Source organism: Erwinia persicina (assembly GCF_019844095.1).
Taxonomy (GTDB): domain Bacteria; phylum Pseudomonadota; class Gammaproteobacteria; order Enterobacterales; family Enterobacteriaceae; genus Erwinia; species Erwinia persicina.
In genome coordinates this window covers 3,711,321-3,730,652 of sequence record NZ_CP082141.1, presented here as the reverse complement: position 1 = coordinate 3,730,652, position 19,332 = coordinate 3,711,321, and the positions used below count along the sequence as shown (strand labels likewise).

The 19,332-nt window shown below is 53.4% G+C and carries 18 protein-coding genes; 11 read left to right on the top strand and 7 right to left on the bottom strand.

What is annotated here, in order from left to right; all coding sequences use genetic code 11:
* The first annotated feature begins 61 nt into the window (after positions 1-61).
* Positions 62-406: an iron-sulfur cluster insertion protein ErpA gene (gene erpA / locus K6L24_RS17315; RefSeq protein WP_062747140.1), complete on the top strand. Its 345-nt coding sequence runs from the start codon at positions 62-64 to the stop codon at positions 404-406.
* Positions 407-520: 114 nt separating this feature from the next.
* On the opposite strand, the gene K6L24_RS17310 is transcribed toward erpA, so the two are convergent.
* The 3 genes from K6L24_RS17310 to mtnN form a co-directional block, all read right to left on the bottom strand.
* Positions 521-775: a hypothetical protein gene (locus K6L24_RS17310; protein ID WP_062747138.1), complete on the bottom strand. Its 255-nt coding sequence runs from the start codon at positions 773-775 to the stop codon at positions 521-523.
* A gap of 118 nt (positions 776-893) precedes the next feature.
* On the bottom strand, positions 894-1,706 hold the full coding sequence (btuF, locus tag K6L24_RS17305) for a vitamin B12 ABC transporter substrate-binding protein BtuF (protein ID WP_191927777.1): 813 nt from the start codon (positions 1,704-1,706) through the stop codon (positions 894-896).
* The gene (gene mtnN, locus K6L24_RS17300) at positions 1,699-2,397 is read right to left on the bottom strand and encodes a 5'-methylthioadenosine/S-adenosylhomocysteine nucleosidase (protein ID WP_191927778.1); all 699 of its coding nucleotides are present in this window, start codon (positions 2,395-2,397) and stop codon (positions 1,699-1,701) included. The genes btuF and mtnN overlap by 8 nt, the downstream gene beginning before the upstream one ends.
* A 130-nt stretch (positions 2,398-2,527) precedes the next feature.
* Here mtnN and dgt point away from each other — a divergent pair, with 130 nt between their 5' ends.
* Both dgt and degP read left to right on the top strand, forming a co-directional pair.
* Positions 2,528-4,033 (top strand): dGTPase, encoded by a 1,506-nt coding sequence (gene dgt, locus K6L24_RS17295; RefSeq protein WP_187509268.1) that lies wholly within the window; start codon positions 2,528-2,530, stop codon positions 4,031-4,033.
* A 154-nt stretch (positions 4,034-4,187) separates the two neighbouring features.
* Entirely contained in the window at positions 4,188-5,630 is a 1,443-nt protein-coding gene (degP, locus tag K6L24_RS17290) for a serine endoprotease DegP (RefSeq protein ID WP_062747128.1), read from the top strand.
* A 120-nt stretch (positions 5,631-5,750) separates the two neighbouring features.
* Here the strand turns inward: degP and K6L24_RS17285 are convergent, their stop codons facing one another.
* The 4 genes from K6L24_RS17285 to map form a co-directional block, all read right to left on the bottom strand.
* On the bottom strand, positions 5,751-6,143 hold the full coding sequence (locus tag K6L24_RS17285) for a DUF3461 family protein (protein WP_062747126.1): 393 nt from the start codon (positions 6,141-6,143) through the stop codon (positions 5,751-5,753).
* A gap of 222 nt (positions 6,144-6,365) precedes the next feature.
* Complete coding sequence (dapD, locus tag K6L24_RS17280; RefSeq protein ID WP_222681675.1) at positions 6,366-7,190, bottom strand: 2,3,4,5-tetrahydropyridine-2,6-dicarboxylate N-succinyltransferase; 825 nt, start codon at positions 7,188-7,190, stop codon at positions 6,366-6,368.
* A 96-nt stretch (positions 7,191-7,286) separates the two neighbouring features.
* Positions 7,287-9,944 (bottom strand): bifunctional uridylyltransferase/uridylyl-removing protein GlnD, encoded by a 2,658-nt coding sequence (glnD, locus tag K6L24_RS17275; RefSeq protein WP_187509415.1) that lies wholly within the window; start codon positions 9,942-9,944, stop codon positions 7,287-7,289.
* Between the two features lie 110 nt (positions 9,945-10,054).
* Positions 10,055-10,846, bottom strand: a complete 792-nt coding sequence (gene map / locus K6L24_RS17270) for a type I methionyl aminopeptidase (RefSeq protein WP_062747120.1) — start codon at positions 10,844-10,846, stop codon at positions 10,055-10,057.
* Between the two features lie 373 nt (positions 10,847-11,219).
* On the opposite strand from map, the gene rpsB reads away from it, so the two are divergent.
* The 8 genes from rpsB (at position 11,220) to rseP (ending at position 19,321) form a co-directional block, all read left to right on the top strand.
* Positions 11,220-11,945, top strand: a complete 726-nt coding sequence (rpsB, locus tag K6L24_RS17265) for a 30S ribosomal protein S2 (RefSeq protein WP_062747118.1) — start codon at positions 11,220-11,222, stop codon at positions 11,943-11,945.
* Positions 11,946-12,272: 327 nt separating this feature from the next.
* Positions 12,273-13,124, top strand: coding sequence for a translation elongation factor Ts (gene tsf / locus K6L24_RS17260; protein ID WP_062747115.1), 852 nt, complete (start codon positions 12,273-12,275; stop codon positions 13,122-13,124).
* Between the two features lie 155 nt (positions 13,125-13,279).
* On the top strand, positions 13,280-14,005 hold the full coding sequence (pyrH, locus tag K6L24_RS17255; protein WP_062747112.1) for a UMP kinase: 726 nt from the start codon (positions 13,280-13,282) through the stop codon (positions 14,003-14,005).
* A 128-nt stretch (positions 14,006-14,133) separates the two neighbouring features.
* Positions 14,134-14,691, top strand: a complete 558-nt coding sequence (gene frr, locus K6L24_RS17250; protein WP_062747304.1) for a ribosome recycling factor — start codon at positions 14,134-14,136, stop codon at positions 14,689-14,691.
* 133 nt (positions 14,692-14,824) lie between these two features.
* Positions 14,825-16,039, top strand: coding sequence for a 1-deoxy-D-xylulose-5-phosphate reductoisomerase (ispC, locus tag K6L24_RS17245; protein ID WP_137269086.1), 1,215 nt, complete (start codon positions 14,825-14,827; stop codon positions 16,037-16,039).
* A 294-nt stretch (positions 16,040-16,333) separates the two neighbouring features.
* Positions 16,334-17,086 (top strand): (2E,6E)-farnesyl-diphosphate-specific ditrans,polycis-undecaprenyl-diphosphate synthase, encoded by a 753-nt coding sequence (ispU, locus tag K6L24_RS17240; RefSeq protein WP_062747107.1) that lies wholly within the window; start codon positions 16,334-16,336, stop codon positions 17,084-17,086.
* Positions 17,087-17,104: 18 nt separating this feature from the next.
* Positions 17,105-17,962, top strand: coding sequence for a phosphatidate cytidylyltransferase (cdsA, locus tag K6L24_RS17235; RefSeq protein WP_118664594.1), 858 nt, complete (start codon positions 17,105-17,107; stop codon positions 17,960-17,962).
* A 9-nt stretch (positions 17,963-17,971) separates the two neighbouring features.
* Positions 17,972-19,321 (top strand): sigma E protease regulator RseP, encoded by a 1,350-nt coding sequence (gene rseP / locus K6L24_RS17230; RefSeq protein WP_062747101.1) that lies wholly within the window; start codon positions 17,972-17,974, stop codon positions 19,319-19,321.
* Positions 19,322-19,332: the final 11 nt, after the last annotated feature.

The following is a 19,332-nucleotide window of genomic DNA, read 5'->3' as shown; positions in this document are numbered from 1 at the left end:
ATTAATTATGGTCGAATTGTGACCTGTCAGGCACCGGCCTGTACGTATACTGGAGTGACCTATGAGCGACGAAGTAGTCCTGCCCCTGCAATTTACTGAAGCCGCGGCGAGTAAAGTCAAAAACCTGATTTCTGATGAGGATAACCCGGATCTGAAACTGCGCGTTTATATCACCGGCGGTGGTTGTAGCGGGTTCCAGTACGGTTTTACCTTCGACGATAAGATTAACGATGGGGATATGACCATTGAGAAATCGGGCGTTGCGCTGGTCGTGGATCCGATGAGTCTGCAATACCTGGTGGGTGGCGCAGTCGATTATACCGAAGGCCTGGAAGGATCGCGCTTTATCGTGACCAACCCGAATGCCAAGACCACCTGTGGATGTGGTTCTTCATTTAGCATTTAACCGGCCTGCAAAATAAAAATGCTTCCCGTTACCGGGAAGCATTTTTTTTACCCAAAATAATGCAGGTTCTCTCGTGCGACTGACGCATTTGTAACCTGTCGTTGGATGGGTAAATTACCATTCGACGGTAACTAACCTTGCCTCCTGACGATTCACCCCATCGCGCGTAATAACACTTTGCGTGATTTTAGGCTGTGCATCAGGCTGCGATCCACACGCAATGCCGGGCAGGCGGGAAGCAGAAAGGGTGCTCCCGTCTACACTGCACTGTGAGTAGATAGTTAATTTCACCCCAATGCTGCCGGTGGTTGAGGCAGCAAAGACGTGACCCGTCATCATTAGCCCGAGGGCCAGATAAAGGGTTTTCATGGTGCTATTTCCTGGTATAAAACAGGGCAAAATACCCTGATAAAAAACGAACGAAAAATCGCCGTTACACTTAGTTAACGGCAGCCAGCGCCGGATCTTTACTCACCTTTTGCGGTGATTATGAGTGTGATGGAAGAGGGACTGTGGCTAATTCGCTGCACAATTTTTGTGCGGCGAGAATCATACGTGGTCCTGCACGACTTATCCAGTCATCATTAATGGCCACGATCGGCACGGTGAGTTGGGGTTGCCAGAACTGCGCAATCTGACGGGCATGAGCGCTGTCGCCGGGCGCCACCACGGCGGCGGGCTGGCGTAATAATACCTGCTCACGGCTGACCTGTGGCCAGGGCGCTGACGCCGTGGCAAAAATATTTTCCCCTTTGCACAGGCGCAAGACCTCATCCTGCAGGGTATGGCCCGATGCGGTAAAGAGGGGACTGAGGCCAAACTGTAAAAATACGCGCTTCACCGGCTGTGACCGGTAACGCTGCCGTAGCGTATCAAACTGCGCCTGGAGCGCCGCTGCGGCCTGTTCGGCCTGTAACGGGCGCGGACTGTACGCGGCCAGCTGCCGCAGACTGTCTGTTAATTGCGCAATCGAGTCCGGTGCCAGCCAGACCACGCGGATGCCCAGTGCCTGGAGCTGATCGGCCTGGCGCTGCGGTGTCCCCCCCTGCCACGCAATGACCACGTCAGGCTTCAGCCTGAGCAGTTTTTCGATATTGATCCCCTGCCAGTTAGCCACCTGTTCGATATGCTGTGCGGCCGGCGGAAAATCAGAGTAAGCGCTGACACCAACGGGGATGATCCCGGCAGCAAAGGCCAGTTCAGTGATGTTGGGAGCCAGGGTAACCACCCGGGGGGCGGCCTGAACTGTGGCGGCACAGGCCAGCCACAGCAGAACCAGACACCGGAGGTGTTTAGCCACGGGCAAGGTGAGTCAGTAAGGTTTCGACCATCAGGGAGGACTGCCGGGCAGCCACCACGAGGAACTCGTCGAAGCTCAGATGGGACGCCTGATCCGCCACGTCGGAGATCGCACGAACGACGACAAACGGGGTGCCAAACTGATGGCAAACATGGCCGATTGCCGTCGCTTCCATCTCCACTGCGATCGCCTGCGGGAAGGTGGTGCGAATGCGCGTCAGCGGCGCAGCGCCGTTGATAAAGGCATCGCCGCTGACGACCAGGCCACGCACAGCGTTCAGGTTGAGTTCACCGATACACTGTTCAGCCGCCGCAATCAATTTTTCATCTGCCTTGAAGGCGGCCGGGCAGCCTGCCATCTGACCCGGCTCATAGCCGAAGGCGGTCACATCGGCATCGTGATAGCGCACTTCATCGGAAACCACAATATCGCCCACCGTCAACGTCGGGGCAAGACCGCCAGCAGAACCGGTATTGATCACAAAATCCGGTTTGCACAGCTCCAGCAGTAGGGTGGTGCCCAGCGCGGCTGAGACTTTACCGATGCCGGATTTCAGCAGGGCGATTTCGACACCGTTCAGCGTACCCGTGTAAATTTCACAGCCTGCCAGCGTCAGGGTCTGACGGTTTTCAATTTTGTCACGCAGGAGCGTCACTTCCTGTTCCATTGCGCCAATAATGCCTGCTTTCATAGGGATACTCTCTGAATTAGTGGAATTTGCCATTCATTTCAGCGCATAGTCTATCATGGCAGCTCAAGAGAAATAATCCGCTAATCGGTACTGCGATAATCACGGCGTCGTAAACCAGAGGGAATAAGGTATGACCGGGATCGACTTCCGCAAAAAGATTAACTGGCAGCGTCTGTTTCGCCCTTATCAGGGGCCGAAGAATGAACATGAAATCCTGCGTATTTTTGAAAGCGATCGCGGGCGTATCATTAATTCGGCGGCTATCCGCCGCTTGCAGCAAAAAACCCAGGTCTTCCCGCTGGAGCGGAACGCAGCGGTGCGTACCCGGCTAACCCATTCGCTGGAGGTGCAGCAGGTGGGGCGTTATATCGCCAAGGAGGTCCTGACGCGTCTGCAGGAGATGGGGCAGCTTGAAGCGCTGGGGCTGAAGGAGCTGACCGCCCCCTTTGAAAGCATTGTTGAGATGGCCTGCCTGATGCACGACATTGGTAATCCGCCGTTTGGTCACTTTGGCGAATCGGCGATTAATGACTGGTTCCGTCAGCAGCTGGATGCCGACTGGGTACCGAATGGCGGGCGGGATGACCGCTGTGTGCCTTCGGTGCTGCATCAGCGCGATGACGGGCTTAACGAATTACGCCGGAAAGTGCGTCAGGATCTCTCTCATTTTGAAGGGAATGCCCAGGCGATCCGCATGGTGCATACCCTGATGAAGATGAATCTCACCTGGGCACAGGTGGGCTGCATTTTAAAATATACCCGACCGGCCTGGCATAACGGGCCCGTTCCCGCCAGCCACAGTTATTTAATGAAAAAACCGGGCTATTATCTGGCGGAAGAGGAATATATCGCCCGGCTGCGAGAGCAATTACACCTTGAGCCGCACTGCCGCTTTCCTCTGACTTATATTATGGAAGCCGCAGACGATATTTCCTATTGCGTGGCGGACCTGGAAGATGCAGTCGAAAAAAATATTTTTAGTGTTGAACAGTTATATCAGCACTTATTTCAGCTCTGGCCTGGTCATCAGGAAGACGATCTTTTTGCTACCGTGGTCACCCGCGCGCTGGAAAAGTCGCGTAATCCGCGCACCGCGCTGTGCAGCGAAGATCAGTTTTTCATGTATTTACGCGTCAACACGGTGGCTGAGCTGGTTCCTCATGCGGCCAGCCGCTTTATCGATCATCTGACGGACGTGTATCACGGTGAATTTAACGAGGCACTACTGGAAGACGGTAGCCCACACAGTCAGCTACTGGAAGTGTTTAAAAAAGTCGCGTTCCGTCATGTATTTAACCATCCTGAGGTCGAACAGTTGGAGCTGCAAGGCTATCGGGTGATCAGCGGACTGCTGGAAATTTACCGGCCGCTGTTGCTGCTTTCACAGGCCGAATTTAGTGAACTGACGACGAAGGATTATTTAAAAGGCTACCCTATTGAAACCCGTCTTTTTCATAAACTGTCGACACGTTTTCGTCTTGCCTATACGGAGGCGGTTGCGTCACTGGATAACCATCCGCAAGAGAGCGCGATCTGGGAATACTATTATCGCGTACGCCTGTTACAGGATTACATCAGTGGCATGACCGATCAATATGCATGGGATGAGTACCGACGCCTGATGGCGGTGGAATAGCGGTGATAAGCGCTAAGAATTGTAAAGACGTACAATACTTTTTTACTATTACTTTATGTTTAAACATGAACTTAGCGTTAAAAAATTAATCTCAATATCACAACGACAACCACAGCAATGGTTACTTCACTGAATTATCTTGAGAATCCGACCAATGAAAAAAACAACGTTAGTTTTGAGCGCGCTGGCTCTGAGCCTGGGCCTGGCATTGAACCCGTTAGCTGCCAGTGCTGCGGAAACGGCCTCTTCCTCTTCCACTCAGCCATTGCCGAGTCTGGCCCCCATGCTGGAAACGGTGATGCCGTCAGTCGTCAGCATCAATGTTGAAGGGAGCACCACGGTACGCACGCCGCGTATGTCTCAGCAGTTCCAGCAATTCTTTGGCGGCAACTCGCCTTTCTGCCAGGAGGGGTCTCCCTTCCTGGGTTCCCCAATGTGCCAGGGTGGCGGGCCTGAAGGCAACGGAAATGGGGGCGCTGACCAGCAGCAAACCTTCCGCGCGTTGGGTTCAGGTGTGGTTATCGATGCCGCGAAAGGCTATGTGGTCACCAACAACCACGTAGTCGATAACGCCACCAAAATTCAGGTGCAGTTAAGCGATGGTCGTCATTATGATGCGAAAGTGATTGGTAAAGATCCGCGGTCAGATATTGCGCTCATCCAGTTGAAGGATGCGAAAAATCTGACGGCGATTAAGATTGCTGACTCCGATAATCTGCGCGTCGGTGACTATACGGTAGCGATCGGCAACCCGTATGGCCTGGGTGAAACCGTGACCTCAGGGATTGTGTCTGCACTCGGCCGCAGCGGTCTGAATGTGGAAAATTACGAAAACTTTATCCAGACTGATGCCGCTATCAACCGGGGTAACTCCGGGGGCGCGCTGGTCAATCTCAAGGGTGAACTGATCGGGATTAACACCGCCATTCTGGCACCGGACGGCGGCAACATCGGCATTGGCTTTGCCATCCCGAGTAATATGGTGAAAAACCTGACTTCGCAGATGGTCGAGTATGGCCAGGTGAAACGCGGTGAATTGGGTATTATGGGGACCGAACTGAACTCTGAACTGGCGAAAGCGATGAAAGTCGATGCCCAGCGCGGTGCTTTCGTCAGCCAGGTATTGCCGAAGTCCTCAGCGGCTCAGGCCGGGATTAAAGCCGGCGATGTCATTGTCTCTATCAATAATAAACCGATCTCCAGTTTTGCAGCCCTTCGCGCAGAGGTTGGTTCATTGCCGGTCGGCACGAAAATGGAACTTGGCCTGATCCGTGACGGTAAGCCAATGAGCGTCAATGTGGCACTGCAGCAGAGTAGTGCAGATAAAGTCGACTCCGGTACCATCTATAACGGTATCGAAGGGGCAGACCTCAGCAACTACGATGTGAAAGGCAATAAGGGCGTGAAAGTCGACAATGTGAAACCTGGCTCTGCGGCTGCGCGGATTGGCCTGAAGAAAGATGATGTGATCCTGGGTGTGAATCAGCAGCCGATCGCGAATCTGGGTGAGTTGCGTAAAATCCTCGACACCAAACCCTCGGTGCTGGCGCTGAATATTCAGCGTGGGGATGCCAGTATTTATCTGTTGATGCAGTAATGACTAAAAAAGGGGGGATCTGAAAAACGGTCTCCCCGGCGTGTCGGTCAGAAAAGACCCGCCACAATAAAAAAAGGGTGGCCCGTATTCAGGCCACCCTTTTTTATATCACGGTGGAAATTAACGACCGTTACGGGTCAGTTTATCCAGATCCGATTCAATTTCAGCGATTTTGTGAGAAACAACGCTTTCCAGATGACGCAGATCATCAAGGATTTTACGTTTCAAATCGACTTCGACCTGGTCACGCTGGCAAATCTGGTCAAGCTCATCAATCACATAGCGCAGATTCGGGCTGATTTCCTGGACTTCTTTGTAGCCCTGGCTGGCATTATCGGCGACCACGGTTTTACGCTGACGCGGATATTTGAATTTCACGCTTTTGGCAAAAAACTCGCCTTTGTCTTTACGGAAGTAGATTTTCAGGATGTCATTATTAGCTTCCTGACGCAGGCTGTAACGGTCGATATCTTCAGGTGAAGAGATACCCAACCCTTTAAGATTGTCGTACATAGCATTTTCCTTTTGGGAGACTATCGATCCAGATGCGATCAGAGTCGTCGCTATCCGTCAAACGGCAAAGGATCGGTTAATTTAAGAACAATGATTTTCTGGCGCGGATTATACGCCTGGATTGCGCACAATAGCATCACTTGTTTCGTAAGGTGAAAGAGGTAGTCGTCGGTGGAAGTGGCAAGATAGCTTTACGGGCCACTGACATGGCCCGTGCGACGATTAGTCGATGGTACGCAGCAGTTCGTTGATACCGGTTTTACCCAGGGTTTTAGCATCCACTTTTTTCACGATGACCGCACAGTACAGGCTGTAAGTCCCGTCTTTTGACGGCAGGTTTCCTGATACCACGACAGATCCCGCAGGAACGCGGCCGTAATGCACTTCACCGGTTTCACGGTCGAAGATTTTGGTGCTCTGGCCAATGTAGACACCCATTGAGATCACCGAACCCTCTTCGACGATCACGCCTTCTACGATTTCTGAACGTGCACCAATAAAGCAGTTGTCTTCGATGATGGTTGGGTTAGCCTGAAGAGGCTCCAGCACGCCACCGATACCCACGCCGCCCGACAGGTGCACATTTTTACCAATCTGCGCACAGGAGCCGACGGTGGCCCAGGTATCCACCATTGAACCTTCATCAACGTAGGCACCAGTGTTGACATACGAGGGCATCAGCACGGTATTACGCGCGATGAACGCGCCCTGACGAACGGCTGCCGGTGGCACCACGCGGAAGCCTTCTTTTTTGAAGCGCGCGTCATCATAATCGGCAAATTTCATCGGAACTTTGTCGTAATAGCGGCTTTCTGCGCCTTCCATGACCTGATTATCGTTGATACGGAATGACAGCAGTACCGCCTTTTTCAGCCACTGGTGAGTGACCCACTCGCCATTAATCTTCTCGGCCACACGCAGAGCACCGCTATCCAGCAGGGCGATGGTCTGATTGACGGCATCACGCGTTGCGCTGTCGGCGTTCGCCGGGGTAATGTCTGCACGGCGCTCAAAGGCGGCCTCAATAACACTCTGTAACTGTTGCATAAATCATCTCTTCCTGGTTTTGCCGTGCGCTTTAGAACGAAAACGATTCCGCTGCAGCAGGATCCCGCGCCGGCACGGTTAAAAAGTCAATCTGGGTCACACTTTATCGTTTGGATTAAGGGCCTCTGTCAACCGTTGTTGCAGCCGTTCGCGCAAATCGGCATCTAATGCGCGCCGATCGCTGTTGGCCAGAATAAATAAATCCTCCACGCGTTCACCAATGGTGCTGATGCGTGCACCGTGCAGCGACACGTTTAAATCTGCAAAGACTTCTCCCACCCGCGCCAGCAAACCGGGCTGATCGAGCGCCACTAATTCCAGATACGTTCGTCTGTCAGTGTGTGTGGGTAAAAAGTTTACCGCCGTATCCACATTGAAATGCTTCAGGCGGGCGGACTGGCGTCGGGTGCGTGGCGGATGCCAGCTGGTCTGACAGATCGCCTGTTCCAGCGCCTGGCGGGTCATCTCATGACGATCGGTTGCCAGCGGGCTGCCGTCCGGTTCCAGCACGATAAAGGTGTCCATGGCCATGCCGTCACGGCTGGTAAAGATCTGCGCGTCATGCACGCTCAGGTTTCGCCGGTCCAGCTCTCCCGCCACGGCCGCAAACAGATACGGGCGATCCGGGCTCCAGATAAAGATCTCCGTGCCGCCGCGCGTCGCCTGCGGGCTGACCAGGATCAGCGGCTGTGTCAGGTCATGATTCATCAGATGACGGGCGTGCCACGCCAGCTGATTTGGCGTGTGGCGCAGGAAATAGTCGGCGCGACAGCGGCCCCAGATGCTGTGCAATGCTTCCTCATCGATGTTATCCATGCGCAGCAGGGCGAGGGCCTGCAGACGATGATGACGCACGCGTTCGCGCAGATCCGGACTGTTTTCCATGCCGCGGCGCAGCTGCTTTTCGGTGGCGAAGAACAGTTCACGTAACAGACTCTGTTTCCAGCTGTTCCACAGCGTTTCATTGGTGGCGCAGATGTCGGCCACGGTAAGGCAGACCAGATAACGCAGACGATTCTCATTCTGCATCACTTCGGCAAACTGCTGAATTTCGGTGGGGTCCTGAATATCGCGTCGCTGGGCGGTCACGGACATCAGCAGATGATGACGCACCAGCCAGGCCACCAGTTGCGTTTCACGCGAGTTGAGGCCGTGCATCTCGGCAAACTCCAGCGCATCCTGTGCCCCAAGGATGGAGTGATCGCCGCCGCGACCTTTGGCGATATCGTGAAACAGGGCCGCCATCAGCAGCAATTCCAGCTGTGGCAGGCGGGGCCAGAGCTCAACGCACAGCGGATGGCGGGGGCGGGTGCGCTCGTCGGCAAAACTTTCCAGCTTCTGCAATACGCGGATCGTATGCTCATCCACCGTATAGGCGTGGAACAGGTCGAACTGCATCTGGCCGACGATATTGCTCCACTGTGGCATATAGGCCCACAGTACGCTGTGACGATGCATCGGCACCAAAGCCCGGCTGACGGCACCCGGATGACGCAGAATCGACAGGAACAGCGTCCGCGCCTCAGGAATGGTACACAGCGGCTGTTTCAGGTGACGGCGGGCATGGCGCAGGTGGCGCAGGGTGGTGGAATAGATGCCGGTAATTTTTGGCGTGCGCACCATGGTATAAAACATGCGCATAATCGATTCCGGCTGCCGCGCAAACAGCGTTTCATCGCGCAGATCGATCAGCGTACCGCGCAGCTGAAACTCATCATCCAGCGGTCGGGGTTTCTCGTCCGTCGGCAACGCCAGAATTGCCTCATCGAACAGCTGTAACAGCATCTGATTCAGCTCGCTGACGCGGCGGGTGACGCGGAAAAAATCCTTCATCATTCGTTCGACGGGCTCGTTGCCTTCACCCTGATAGTTCAGGCGTTGTGCGACATTCAACTGACGATCGAACAGCAGGCGGTTGTCGTAGCGGGGGAGGGTGAGGTGCAGGGCGAAGCGAATGCGCCACAGCATACTTTGGCATTCGTTAAGTTCATTTCGCTCAGCCTCGGTCAGAAAACCAAAACCCACCATTTCGTCCAGTGAGGTGGCACCGAAGTGGCGGCGGGCCACCCACAGCAGAGTATGAATATCGCGCAGGCCACCGGGGCTGCTTTTAATATCCGGCTCAAGGTTGTAGCTGGTGCCGTGGTAGCGCTGGTGGCGCTCCTGCTGCTCTTCAATTTTAGCCGCGAAGAAACGATCGGAAGGCCAGAAGCCGTCACTGAAGACGTTTTTTTGCAGCTCAAGGAACAGCGCCAGGTCGCCGGTCAGCATCCGTGATTCAATCAGATTAGTGGACACCGTCAGGTCTGAAAGCCCTTCCAGCAGACACTCTTCCAGGGTGCGCACACTGTGGCCAACTTCCAGCTTCAAATCCCACATCAGGGTCAGTAATTCGCTGGTACGGCGGGCATCATCCTCTGACAGCGGTTGGCGGCTGAGGATAAGAACATCGATGTCTGAAAGAGGATGCAGCTCACCCCGGCCGTAGCCCCCAACGGCTACCAGGGCGATCCCCTCTTTTTCCGGGAAGCCAAAGAAGCGCCAGAGGCGCCTGAGCAGGCGGTCAATAAACAGCGTGCGCGCATCAATCAGGGTTTCCGCATCCTGCCCGGCGTCAAAGGCCGTGGCGAGATGCTGTTGGAACACATCCAGATGATGCCTGAGCGTGTCGCGGTTAAGTTCCGCATCTTCCCAGCGGCGTGGCGCTTTGGTGAGTTTTTTCAGGATACTGGCTTCCGTCACGTCTTTGTTCATTTCACCGCTCCACCAGGGATCTGCTCGTGTGCCCATAAAAAAAGCCGGCATTTGCCGGCTTGATATGCTGATTGCGGGAGGACCGAATGAAACAGGTCACTCCCTGCACATTATTCTGCGACCAGAATCGCCGGAATGGTGTCATCTTTACGCAGCGTCATAATTTCGCAGCCGTTTTCGGTTACCACAATAGTGTGTTCGTACTGTGCGGACAAGCTGCGGTCTTTGGTTTTTACCGTCCAGCCATCTTTCATGCTGCGGATGCGGTAATCACCGGCATTGACCATCGGCTCGATGGTGAAAGCCATCCCCGCCTGTAACACTACGCCGCCATCATCGGCATCGTAATGCAGCACCTGCGGCTCTTCATGGAAGCCTTTGCCGATGCCGTGGCCGCAGTATTCACGAACCACGGAGAAGTCCTGCGCCTCAACAAATTTCTGGATCTCACGACCGAGGGTGCGCAGACGAATGCCTGGCTTCACCATACGCAGGGCCAGATAGAGGCTCTCCTGCGTGACGCGGCACAGACGCTCACCCTGAATGGTCGGCTTACCGACCATAAACATGGTGGACGTGTCGCCGTGATACTCATCTTTGATCACGGTAACGTCAATATTGACGATATCGCCGTCTTTAAGGATTTTGTCATCGCTGGGGATACCGTGACACACCACTTCGTTAACGGAGATACATACCGACTTAGGGAAACCGTGATAGCCCAGGCTGGCGGAGACGGCGTGCTGCTTATTCACGATATGATCGTGGCACAGGCGATCCAGCTCACCCGTACTGATGCCGGGCTTAACGTGTTCTTCGATCATCTCAAGCACTTCAGCAGCCAGACGGCCAGCCACACGCATTTTTTCGATTTCTTCAGGGGTTTTAATTGAAATAGCCATTCATCAGGTCCGAATTTGTCGTCATGTTCGACAATAATAAAGAAAGTGCTGTAATGGTATCAGCCTGCCCGGATGCTGCCAATGCAGTTTGTGGCGTCACCCGACCGGGGAGGGGGGAGCTGCTTTCCTGTTCGCACTAAAAAGGTAACAAATATTGGCTACCCTGGCTGGTTTATGGTATAAAGCGCGCCGACGATTCTCTGTTCGGTGAGTTTCATCGCCAGGCTCAGAAACGCATAAATCTCACTATGTGTAAATAACACACACGTATCGACACCTACGCCGGGGTGCCTTGCTGGTTCGAAAGAGCCGATGGGTCGGTTGTACGGGATACGTGGAGGCTTAACCCCAAACTATATCTATAGAGGTAATCATGGCAACTGTTTCCATGCGCGACATGCTCAAGGCCGGTGTACACTTCGGTCACCAGACCCGTTACTGGAACCCGAAAATGAAGCCATTCATCTTCGGCGCACGTAACAAAGTTCACATCATCAACCTTGAGAAAACTGTACCAATGTTCAACGAAGCCCTGGCTGAGTTGAGCAAGATCTCTTCCCGTAAAGGTAAGATCCTGTTCGTTGGTACCAAGCGCGCTGCAAGCGAAGCGGTAAAAGAGCACGCTCTGAGCTGCGACCAGTTCTTCGTTAATCACCGCTGGTTGGGTGGTATGCTGACTAACTGGAAAACTGTTCGTCAGTCAATCAAACGTCTGAAAGACCTGGAAATCCAGTCTCAGGACGGCACTTTCGACAAACTGACCAAGAAAGAAGCACTGATGCGCGCTCGTGAACTGGCCAAGCTGGAAAACAGCCTGGGTGGTATCAAAGACATGGGCGGCCTGCCAGACGCACTGTTTGTTGTTGATGCAGATCACGAACACATCGCTATCAAAGAAGCAAACAACCTGGGTATCCCAGTGTTTTCTATCGTTGATACCAACTCTGATCCAGACGGCGTAGACTTCATTATCCCAGGTAATGACGATGCAATCCGTGCTGTTAGCCTGTACCTGACTGCAGTGGCTACCACTGTACGTGAAGGTCGCTCGCAGGACCTGGCTCAGCAGGCAGAAGAAACCTTCGCTGAAGCTGAGTAATAAGGCTTGCTCTTTAGAGAGCCCTTGTACATCAGATGTGAATCTGTAAGGAAGGGGCCTTGATTGGCCCCTTTATTTTTTCGACTTCGCTTTGCTGAATGTCATATTTTTCCGCTAGATTTCACGTTGCAGGAAAGAGGGCCACTGAGGGCCGTTCAGGCGCTGACATCCGTTAGTGACTGGCGGGACCGAAGACAGCCAGCGTATCTGCGGCCTGGAAGATGAAGGAAAATTCAGCGGGGCAGAATGTTTCTCCCGAGACCTGGCATCTGTAGCGAACGCCATTACTGGCCCACTGACAGATGCACGCTAACCGAGGATTAGAGAATGGCTGATATTACCGCTGCTCTGGTAAAAGAACTGCGCGAGCGCACTGGCGCTGGCATGATGGATTGTAAAAAAGCACTGACCGAAGCCAACGGCGACATCGAGCTGGCGATCGAGAACATGCGTAAATCTGGCGCGATCAAAGCCGCTAAAAAAGCAGGCAACGTTGCTGCTGATGGCGTGATCAAAACCAAGATCGACGGCAACTACGGTGTGATTCTGGAAGTAAACTGCCAGACTGACTTCGTTGCTAAAGACTCTGGTTTCCAGGCCTTCGCTGACAAAGTGCTGGATGCGGCTGTTGCCGGCAAAATCACTGACGTTGATGTGCTGAAAGCACAGTTCGAAGAAGAGCGCGTTGCACTGGTTGCTAAAATCGGTGAAAACATCAACATCCGTCGTGTGTCTTCTCTGGAAGGCGACGTGCTGGGTTCATACCTGCACGGTGCGCGTATCGGTGTCCTGATCGCGGCTAAAAGCGCTGACGAAGAGCTGGTTAAGCAGCTGGCAATGCACGTTGCTGCCAGCAAGCCAGAATTCGTTAAGCCTGAAGATGTGTCTGCTGAAGTGGTAGAGAAAGAGTACCAGGTTCAGCTGGACATCGCCATGCAGTCTGGCAAGCCGAAAGAAATCGCAGAGAAAATGGTTGAAGGCCGTATGAAGAAATTCACCGGTGAAGTTTCTCTGACTGGTCAGCCTTTCGTTATTGACCCAAGCAAAACTGTGGGCCAGCTGCTGAAAGAAAAAAATGCAGACGTGACCAACTTCATCCGCTTTGAAGTGGGCGAAGGCATTGAGAAAGCTGAGACAGATTTCGCGGCAGAAGTCGCGGCGATGTCCAAGCAGTCTTAATTGCTTAAGAAGAACCGCCTGATGGCGGTTCTTTTTTGCCTGTCTTTCGACAGCGCATTTTCAGTCTCATCCCAATAGTATTTCTCTGATGCTTTTAGGATGATACCGCACACAGTTAACACCCCTTTTCGACGATATCTTCCAGGAAAAATACCATGGCGACCAATGCAAAACCCGTATATCAACGTATCCTGCTTAAACTGAGTGGCGAAGCACTGCAAGGTGCTGAAGGCTTCGGTATCGATGCCAGCGTGCTGGATCGTATGGCTCAGGAAGTGAAAGAACTGGTAGAGCTGGGCATTCAGGTAGGTGTGGTCATCGGCGGGGGGAATTTGTTCCGTGGTGCGGGCCTGGCTCAGGCCGGGATGAATCGCGTTGTTGGCGACCATATGGGGATGCTGGCGACCGTGATGAATGGCCTGGCGATGCGTGATGCGCTGCATCGTGCTTATGTCAACGCCCGTCTGATGTCAGCTATTCCACTGAATGGCGTGTGTGATAATTACAGCTGGGCAGAGGCCATTAGTCTGCTGCGTAACAACCGCGTGGTGATTTTCTCTGCCGGTACTGGTAACCCGTTCTTTACCACTGACTCTGCAGCCTGCCTGCGCGGTATCGAAATCGAAGCCGATGTGGTGCTGAAAGCCACCAAAGTTGACGGTGTGTACTCTTCCGATCCGGTGAAGAACCCGGATGCTGTCCTGCACGATCAACTGACCTATACTGAAGTGCTGGATAAAGAACTGAAAGTGATGGACCTGGCCGCCTTTACCCTGGCGCGTGACCATTCACTGCCTATCCGTGTGTTCAATATGAACAAGCCGGGCGCACTGCGCCGCGTAGTGATGGGCGAAAAAGAAGGCACGCTGATTACGCATTAATATCAGTCTGCGGTTAAAAGGGTTAAAATAAGGTATATTCTGTCTGTCAGGATTATCTTTACATGTATTTGAACGGCTTCTGGCGATGCCAGAGGCTGGTGGATCAAACAGATTCCAAGGGTTCCCACGTGATTAACGACATCAAGAAAGATGCAGAAACGCGCATGGATAAATGCGTCGAGGCATTCAAAAACCATATCAGCAAAATCCGCACTGGCCGTGCGTCGCCGAGCATTCTCGACGGCATCATGGTGGATTATTACGGTTCAGCGACCCCGCTGCGTCAGTTGGCCAGCGTGACGGTGGAAGATTCCCGTACGCTGAAAATCAACGTTTTTGACCGTTCAATCAGCGCAGCCGTTGAGAAAGCGATTATGTCTTCTGACCTGGGTCTGAACCCTATGTCAGCGGGCACTGATATTCGCGTTCCGCTCCCCGCACTGACTGAAGAGCGTCGTAAAGACCTGATCAAAATCGTGCGCGGTGAAGCCGAGCAGGGCCGTGTGTCTGTGCGTAACGTTCGTCGTGACGCTAACGACAAGGTAAAAGCGCTGCTGAAAGACAAAGAGATCAGCGAAGACGACGATCGTCGCTCTCAGGAAGACGTGCAGAAAATGACCGACGTGTTTATCAAGAAAATTGATAGCGCTCTGGCTGAGAAAGAAGCGGAGCTGATGGATTTCTGATCCATCCTCATCCTGGTAAACGCCGCACAGATCAGCCGTTCAAATGAAGGGCTGATCTGGCGGCGTTTTGCGTTTGTTAACTTTCCCGGCAGTCGCTGTTTTTCTTCTGAGCGGGTTTACGCAGAGCAATCTCATGAAGCAATTGACCATCCTCGGATCGACCGGATCCATCGGCACCAGCACGCTGGGCGTGGTGCGTGCTAATCCCCATCTGTTCGCCATTAAAGCCCTGGTTGCCGGGCGTAACGTCGAACTGATGGTTGAGCAGTGTCTGGAATTCCGCCCAGCCTATGCCGCCATGTCCGACCCTCAGGCGGCCGACGCGCTGCGTCTTCGTCTGAAAGATCTGCAGGTGGACACCGAGGTGCTCAGCGGAGATCAGGCGGCTTGTGACCTTGCTGCTCTGGACGATGTGGATCAGGTCATGGCGGCGATTGTGGGTGCGGCAGGATTATTACCTACCCTGGCCGCAATTCGTGCAGGAAAACAGGTCTTACTGGCGAATAAAGAGTCGCTTGTCACTTGCGGCCGCCTTTTCCTGGAGGCCGTCAGCGCCTCGAAAGCGCAGCTGTTACCTATCGACAGCGAGCACAACGCCATTTTTCAGAGTTTGCCTGCTTCCCTCCAGCAGCAGTTAGGGTACGCTTCTCTCGAAGATAATGGCATTGACAGCATTATCCTTACGGGATCGGGTGGCCCGTTCCGTGACACACCACTGGCAGAATTAAGTCTTATGACGCCGGATCAGGCGTGTGCACATCCGAACTGGTCGATGGGGAGAAAAATCTCTGTCGACTCGGCCACCATGATGAATAAAGGCCTGGAATATATCGAAGCCCGCTGGCTGTTTAATGCGACCGATGCGCAGATGGAAGTGGTTCTGCATCCTCAGTCTGTGATCCATTCGATGGTGCGCTATCGGGATGGCAGCGTGATTGCTCAACTGGGTTCGCCGGATATGCGGACCCCCATCGCGCATGCAATGGCGTGGCCGCAGCGAGTGACCTCAGGTGCTCAACCGCTTGATTTCACGCGCATGTCGGCCCTGACCTTTGCTGAACCTGACTTTGCGCGCTACCCCTGCCTGAAGCTGGCCATTGATGCCAGTATTGCGGGGCAGGCGGCGACCACGACGCTGAATGCGGCAAATGAAATCGCCGTCGAGGCGTTCCTCGGTTCAGCGATCCGCTTCACCGATATTGCGGCATTAAATGTTGCAGTACTGGAGACGTTATCTTGTCAGGAGCCTCAGAGCGTTGACGAGGTTATTGCTATTGACCATGAAGCCCGTGCCGCTGCACGCGCTTTACTGCCCCGTTTTGCCGCGGGTCGGGTCAGCGCGATTTAACGCGTCGCCATTTGTGAGCGCTGGGCGGAGGTGGTATAGTCTTGCCCCACCGTTCCGGTATCACGGGGTGATTTAGCGGTTAAACTTGCGCAATCGCACGCTATATACGCCGGGCAGGTGAGATATTTCAGAAGCCGTTGCATACCCAAAGTCGTTGGTGCTGAAGTCAGGCGGCAGGTGCAGGAACGTTCGGATGCTTAAGCAGTTAAGTGGCCGGGGTGAATGCGGCAGCCGCTGCGGTAGCAGCTTCAACTATGAAGGGTATATTTCTGAATAAGGAAATAGTTACGCATTATGTCGTCCGAAAATAAATTACAAACCGATGACCAGCAGGGGACAGGCCCCCGCCATGTGGCCATCATTATGGATGGCAACGGCCGCTGGGCTAAAAACCAGGGCAAGCTGCGTATTTCTGGTCATAAAGCGGGAGTGAAATCCGTACGGCGCGCCGTAAGTTTCGCGGTCAGTAATAAACTTGATGCGCTCACGCTTTATGCCTTTAGTAGTGAAAACTGGAATCGTCCTCATCAGGAAGTTCTGGCGCTGATGGAATTGTTCGTCTGGGCACTCGACAGTGAAGTAAAAAGTCTGCACAAGCATAATGTCCGGTTGAAAATTATCGGTGATATCAGTCGATTTAACTCCCGTCTCCAGGAGCGTATTCGCCGTGCTGAGGAACTTACTCAACAAAATAATGGACTAACACTCAACATTGCTGCGAATTATGGCGGACGTTGGGATATTATCCATGGAGTCAGAAAAATAGCAGAACAGGTACAAGAGGGGCTTCTTCGTCCGGACCAGATCGAAGAAGAAACGCTTCATCCTTATCTCTGCCTGAATGAACTGGCACCTGTGGATCTCGTAATAAGGACCGGGGGAGAGCATCGGATTAGTAACTTCCTGCTTTGGCAAGTTGCCTATGCAGAGTTTTGGTTTACCGATACTCTTTGGCCTGATTTTGATGAACAAGTTTTTGAAGGTGCACTGAATGCGTTTGCACAACGAGAGCGTCGGTTTGGCGGCGCAGCACCCGGCGGCGCCTGAGCGCACTGGGGGTAATCTTTGCTGAAGTCTCGCCTGATTACCGCGTTTATATTGATACCTATCGTCATTGCAGCCCTCTTTTTGCTGCCGCCGCTAGGGTTTGCCATCACTATTTTAGCGATCTGCATGCTGGCCGCATGGGAATGGGGCCAGTTTGCTGGCTTTGCTGCGCGCTCACAGCGCGTCTGGCTGGCTTTGCTCTGCGGCCTGCTGCTGGCCTTTATGCTGTTTACGCTCCCGGCTTACCAGCATTCTGTGCATCTGCCTCAGATTGGCGGTGCCCTTTGGGTATCGCTGGGGTGGTGGATGGTGGCACTGCTTCTGGTTCTTTCCTATCCCGGTTCTGCCACATTCTGGCGCCATTCACGCGTACTACGTCTGATCTTTGGTTTGCTGACCATTGTCCCGTTCTTCTGGGGAATGCTGGCCCTGCGTCAGTATCACTATGACGTTGACCACTATGCCGGTGCCTGGTGGCTGCTGTACGTGATGTTCCTCGTCTGGGGAGCCGATTCCGGGGCTTATATGTTCGGTAAACTGTTTGGCAAGCATAAGCTGGCGCCGAAGGTTTCACCGGGCAAGACCTGGGAAGGTTTCTTTGGTGGGTTGGTCACCTCGGCGTTAATTTCCTGGCTGTTCAGCGTGTTTGCTCCGCTGCAGGTACCGCTATCGACACTGCTGATTTGCTCCATTATCGCTGCTCTGGCGTCGGTGCTGGGGGATTTAACCGAAAGCATGTTCAAACGCGAAGCCGGCATTAAAGACAGCGGCAGCTTAATCCCTGGTCACGGCGGTATTCTTGACCGTATTGACAGCCTCACGGCCGCCGTTCCGGTGTTTGCCTGCCTGTTATTGCTGGTCTTTGGGACGCTGTAGGGAAACATTATGTTGAGCATACTCTGGAGTTTTGCTGCCTTTATCGTTGCGCTGGGTATTTTAATCACCGTGCATGAATTCGGCCATTTTTGGGTCGCCCGCCGCTGCGGTGTGAAAGTCGAGCGCTTCTCTATTGGTTTTGGTAAAGCACTGTGGCGACGCCGTGACAAGCAGGGCACAGAGTATGTTATCGCGCTCATCCCGCTGGGCGGTTACGTCAAGATGCTCGACGAACGCGTCGAAAGCGTACCACCTGAACTTCGTCATCAGTCCTTTAACAACAAAACGGTTCTGCAACGTGCCGCGATTGTCAGTGCCGGCCCTGTCGCGAATTTCATCTTCGCTATTTTTGCTTACTGGCTGGTCTTTATCATCGGCGTTCCCGGTGTTCGCCCCGTTGTTGGCGAAATAGTGAGCGGTTCACCCGCCGCTGAAGCTCAAATTACCCCAGGTACGGAACTTAAAGCCGTTGACGGTATCGAAACGCCTGATTGGGATGCTGTGCGAATGGCACTGGTAGCGAAGATTGGCGATAAAAACACCATCTTCACGGTGGCGCCCTTTGGCAGTGAAAAAACCAGTGATAAGACGGTGAATTTACAGGGCTGGCAGTTTGAGCCCGATAAGCAGGATCCGGTCACATCATTGGGCATTCAGCCCCGGGGTCCTCAGATCGAATCGGTACTGGCGCAGGTGCAAAAAGACTCCGCAGCAAGTCGAGCGGGTTTGCAAGCAGGCGACAGGATCGTTAAAGTCGATGGCCAGCCTTTGGAACAGTGGCAAAATTTTGTGGCGACTGTTCGTGAAAACCCAGGCAACCAAATAGCAATTGAGGTGGAAAGGCAGGGCAGCACGGTCGATTTGACGCTGACGCCAGACGTTAATCCACACAACAAGGCGGAAGGGTTTGCGGGCATCATACCGCGCATTATTCCGCTACCTGAAGAGTACAGAACGGTGCGCCAGTATGGCCCGTTTGCGGCAATCGGCGAGGCCAGTGCGAAAACCTGGCAACTGATGAAGCTGACGGTAAGTATGTTAGGCAAACTGATTGTCGGTGATGTGAAGTTGAACAATCTCAGCGGGCCGATTTCTATCGCCCAGGGTGCTGGGATGTCAGCGGAATATGGTTTGATCTACTACCTGATGTTCCTCGCTCTGATTAGCGTGAACCTTGGGATAATCAACCTGTTCCCACTGCCGGTGTTAGATGGTGGTCATCTGCTGTTCCTGTTGATTGAGAAGATCAAAGGAGGGCAGGTTTCCGAGCGAGTTCAGGACTTCAGTTATCGTATCGGCTCGATTGTGCTGGTGCTGTTAATGGGGCTTGCGCTATTCAATGATTTCTCAAGGCTATAGTTTGCCAGTCG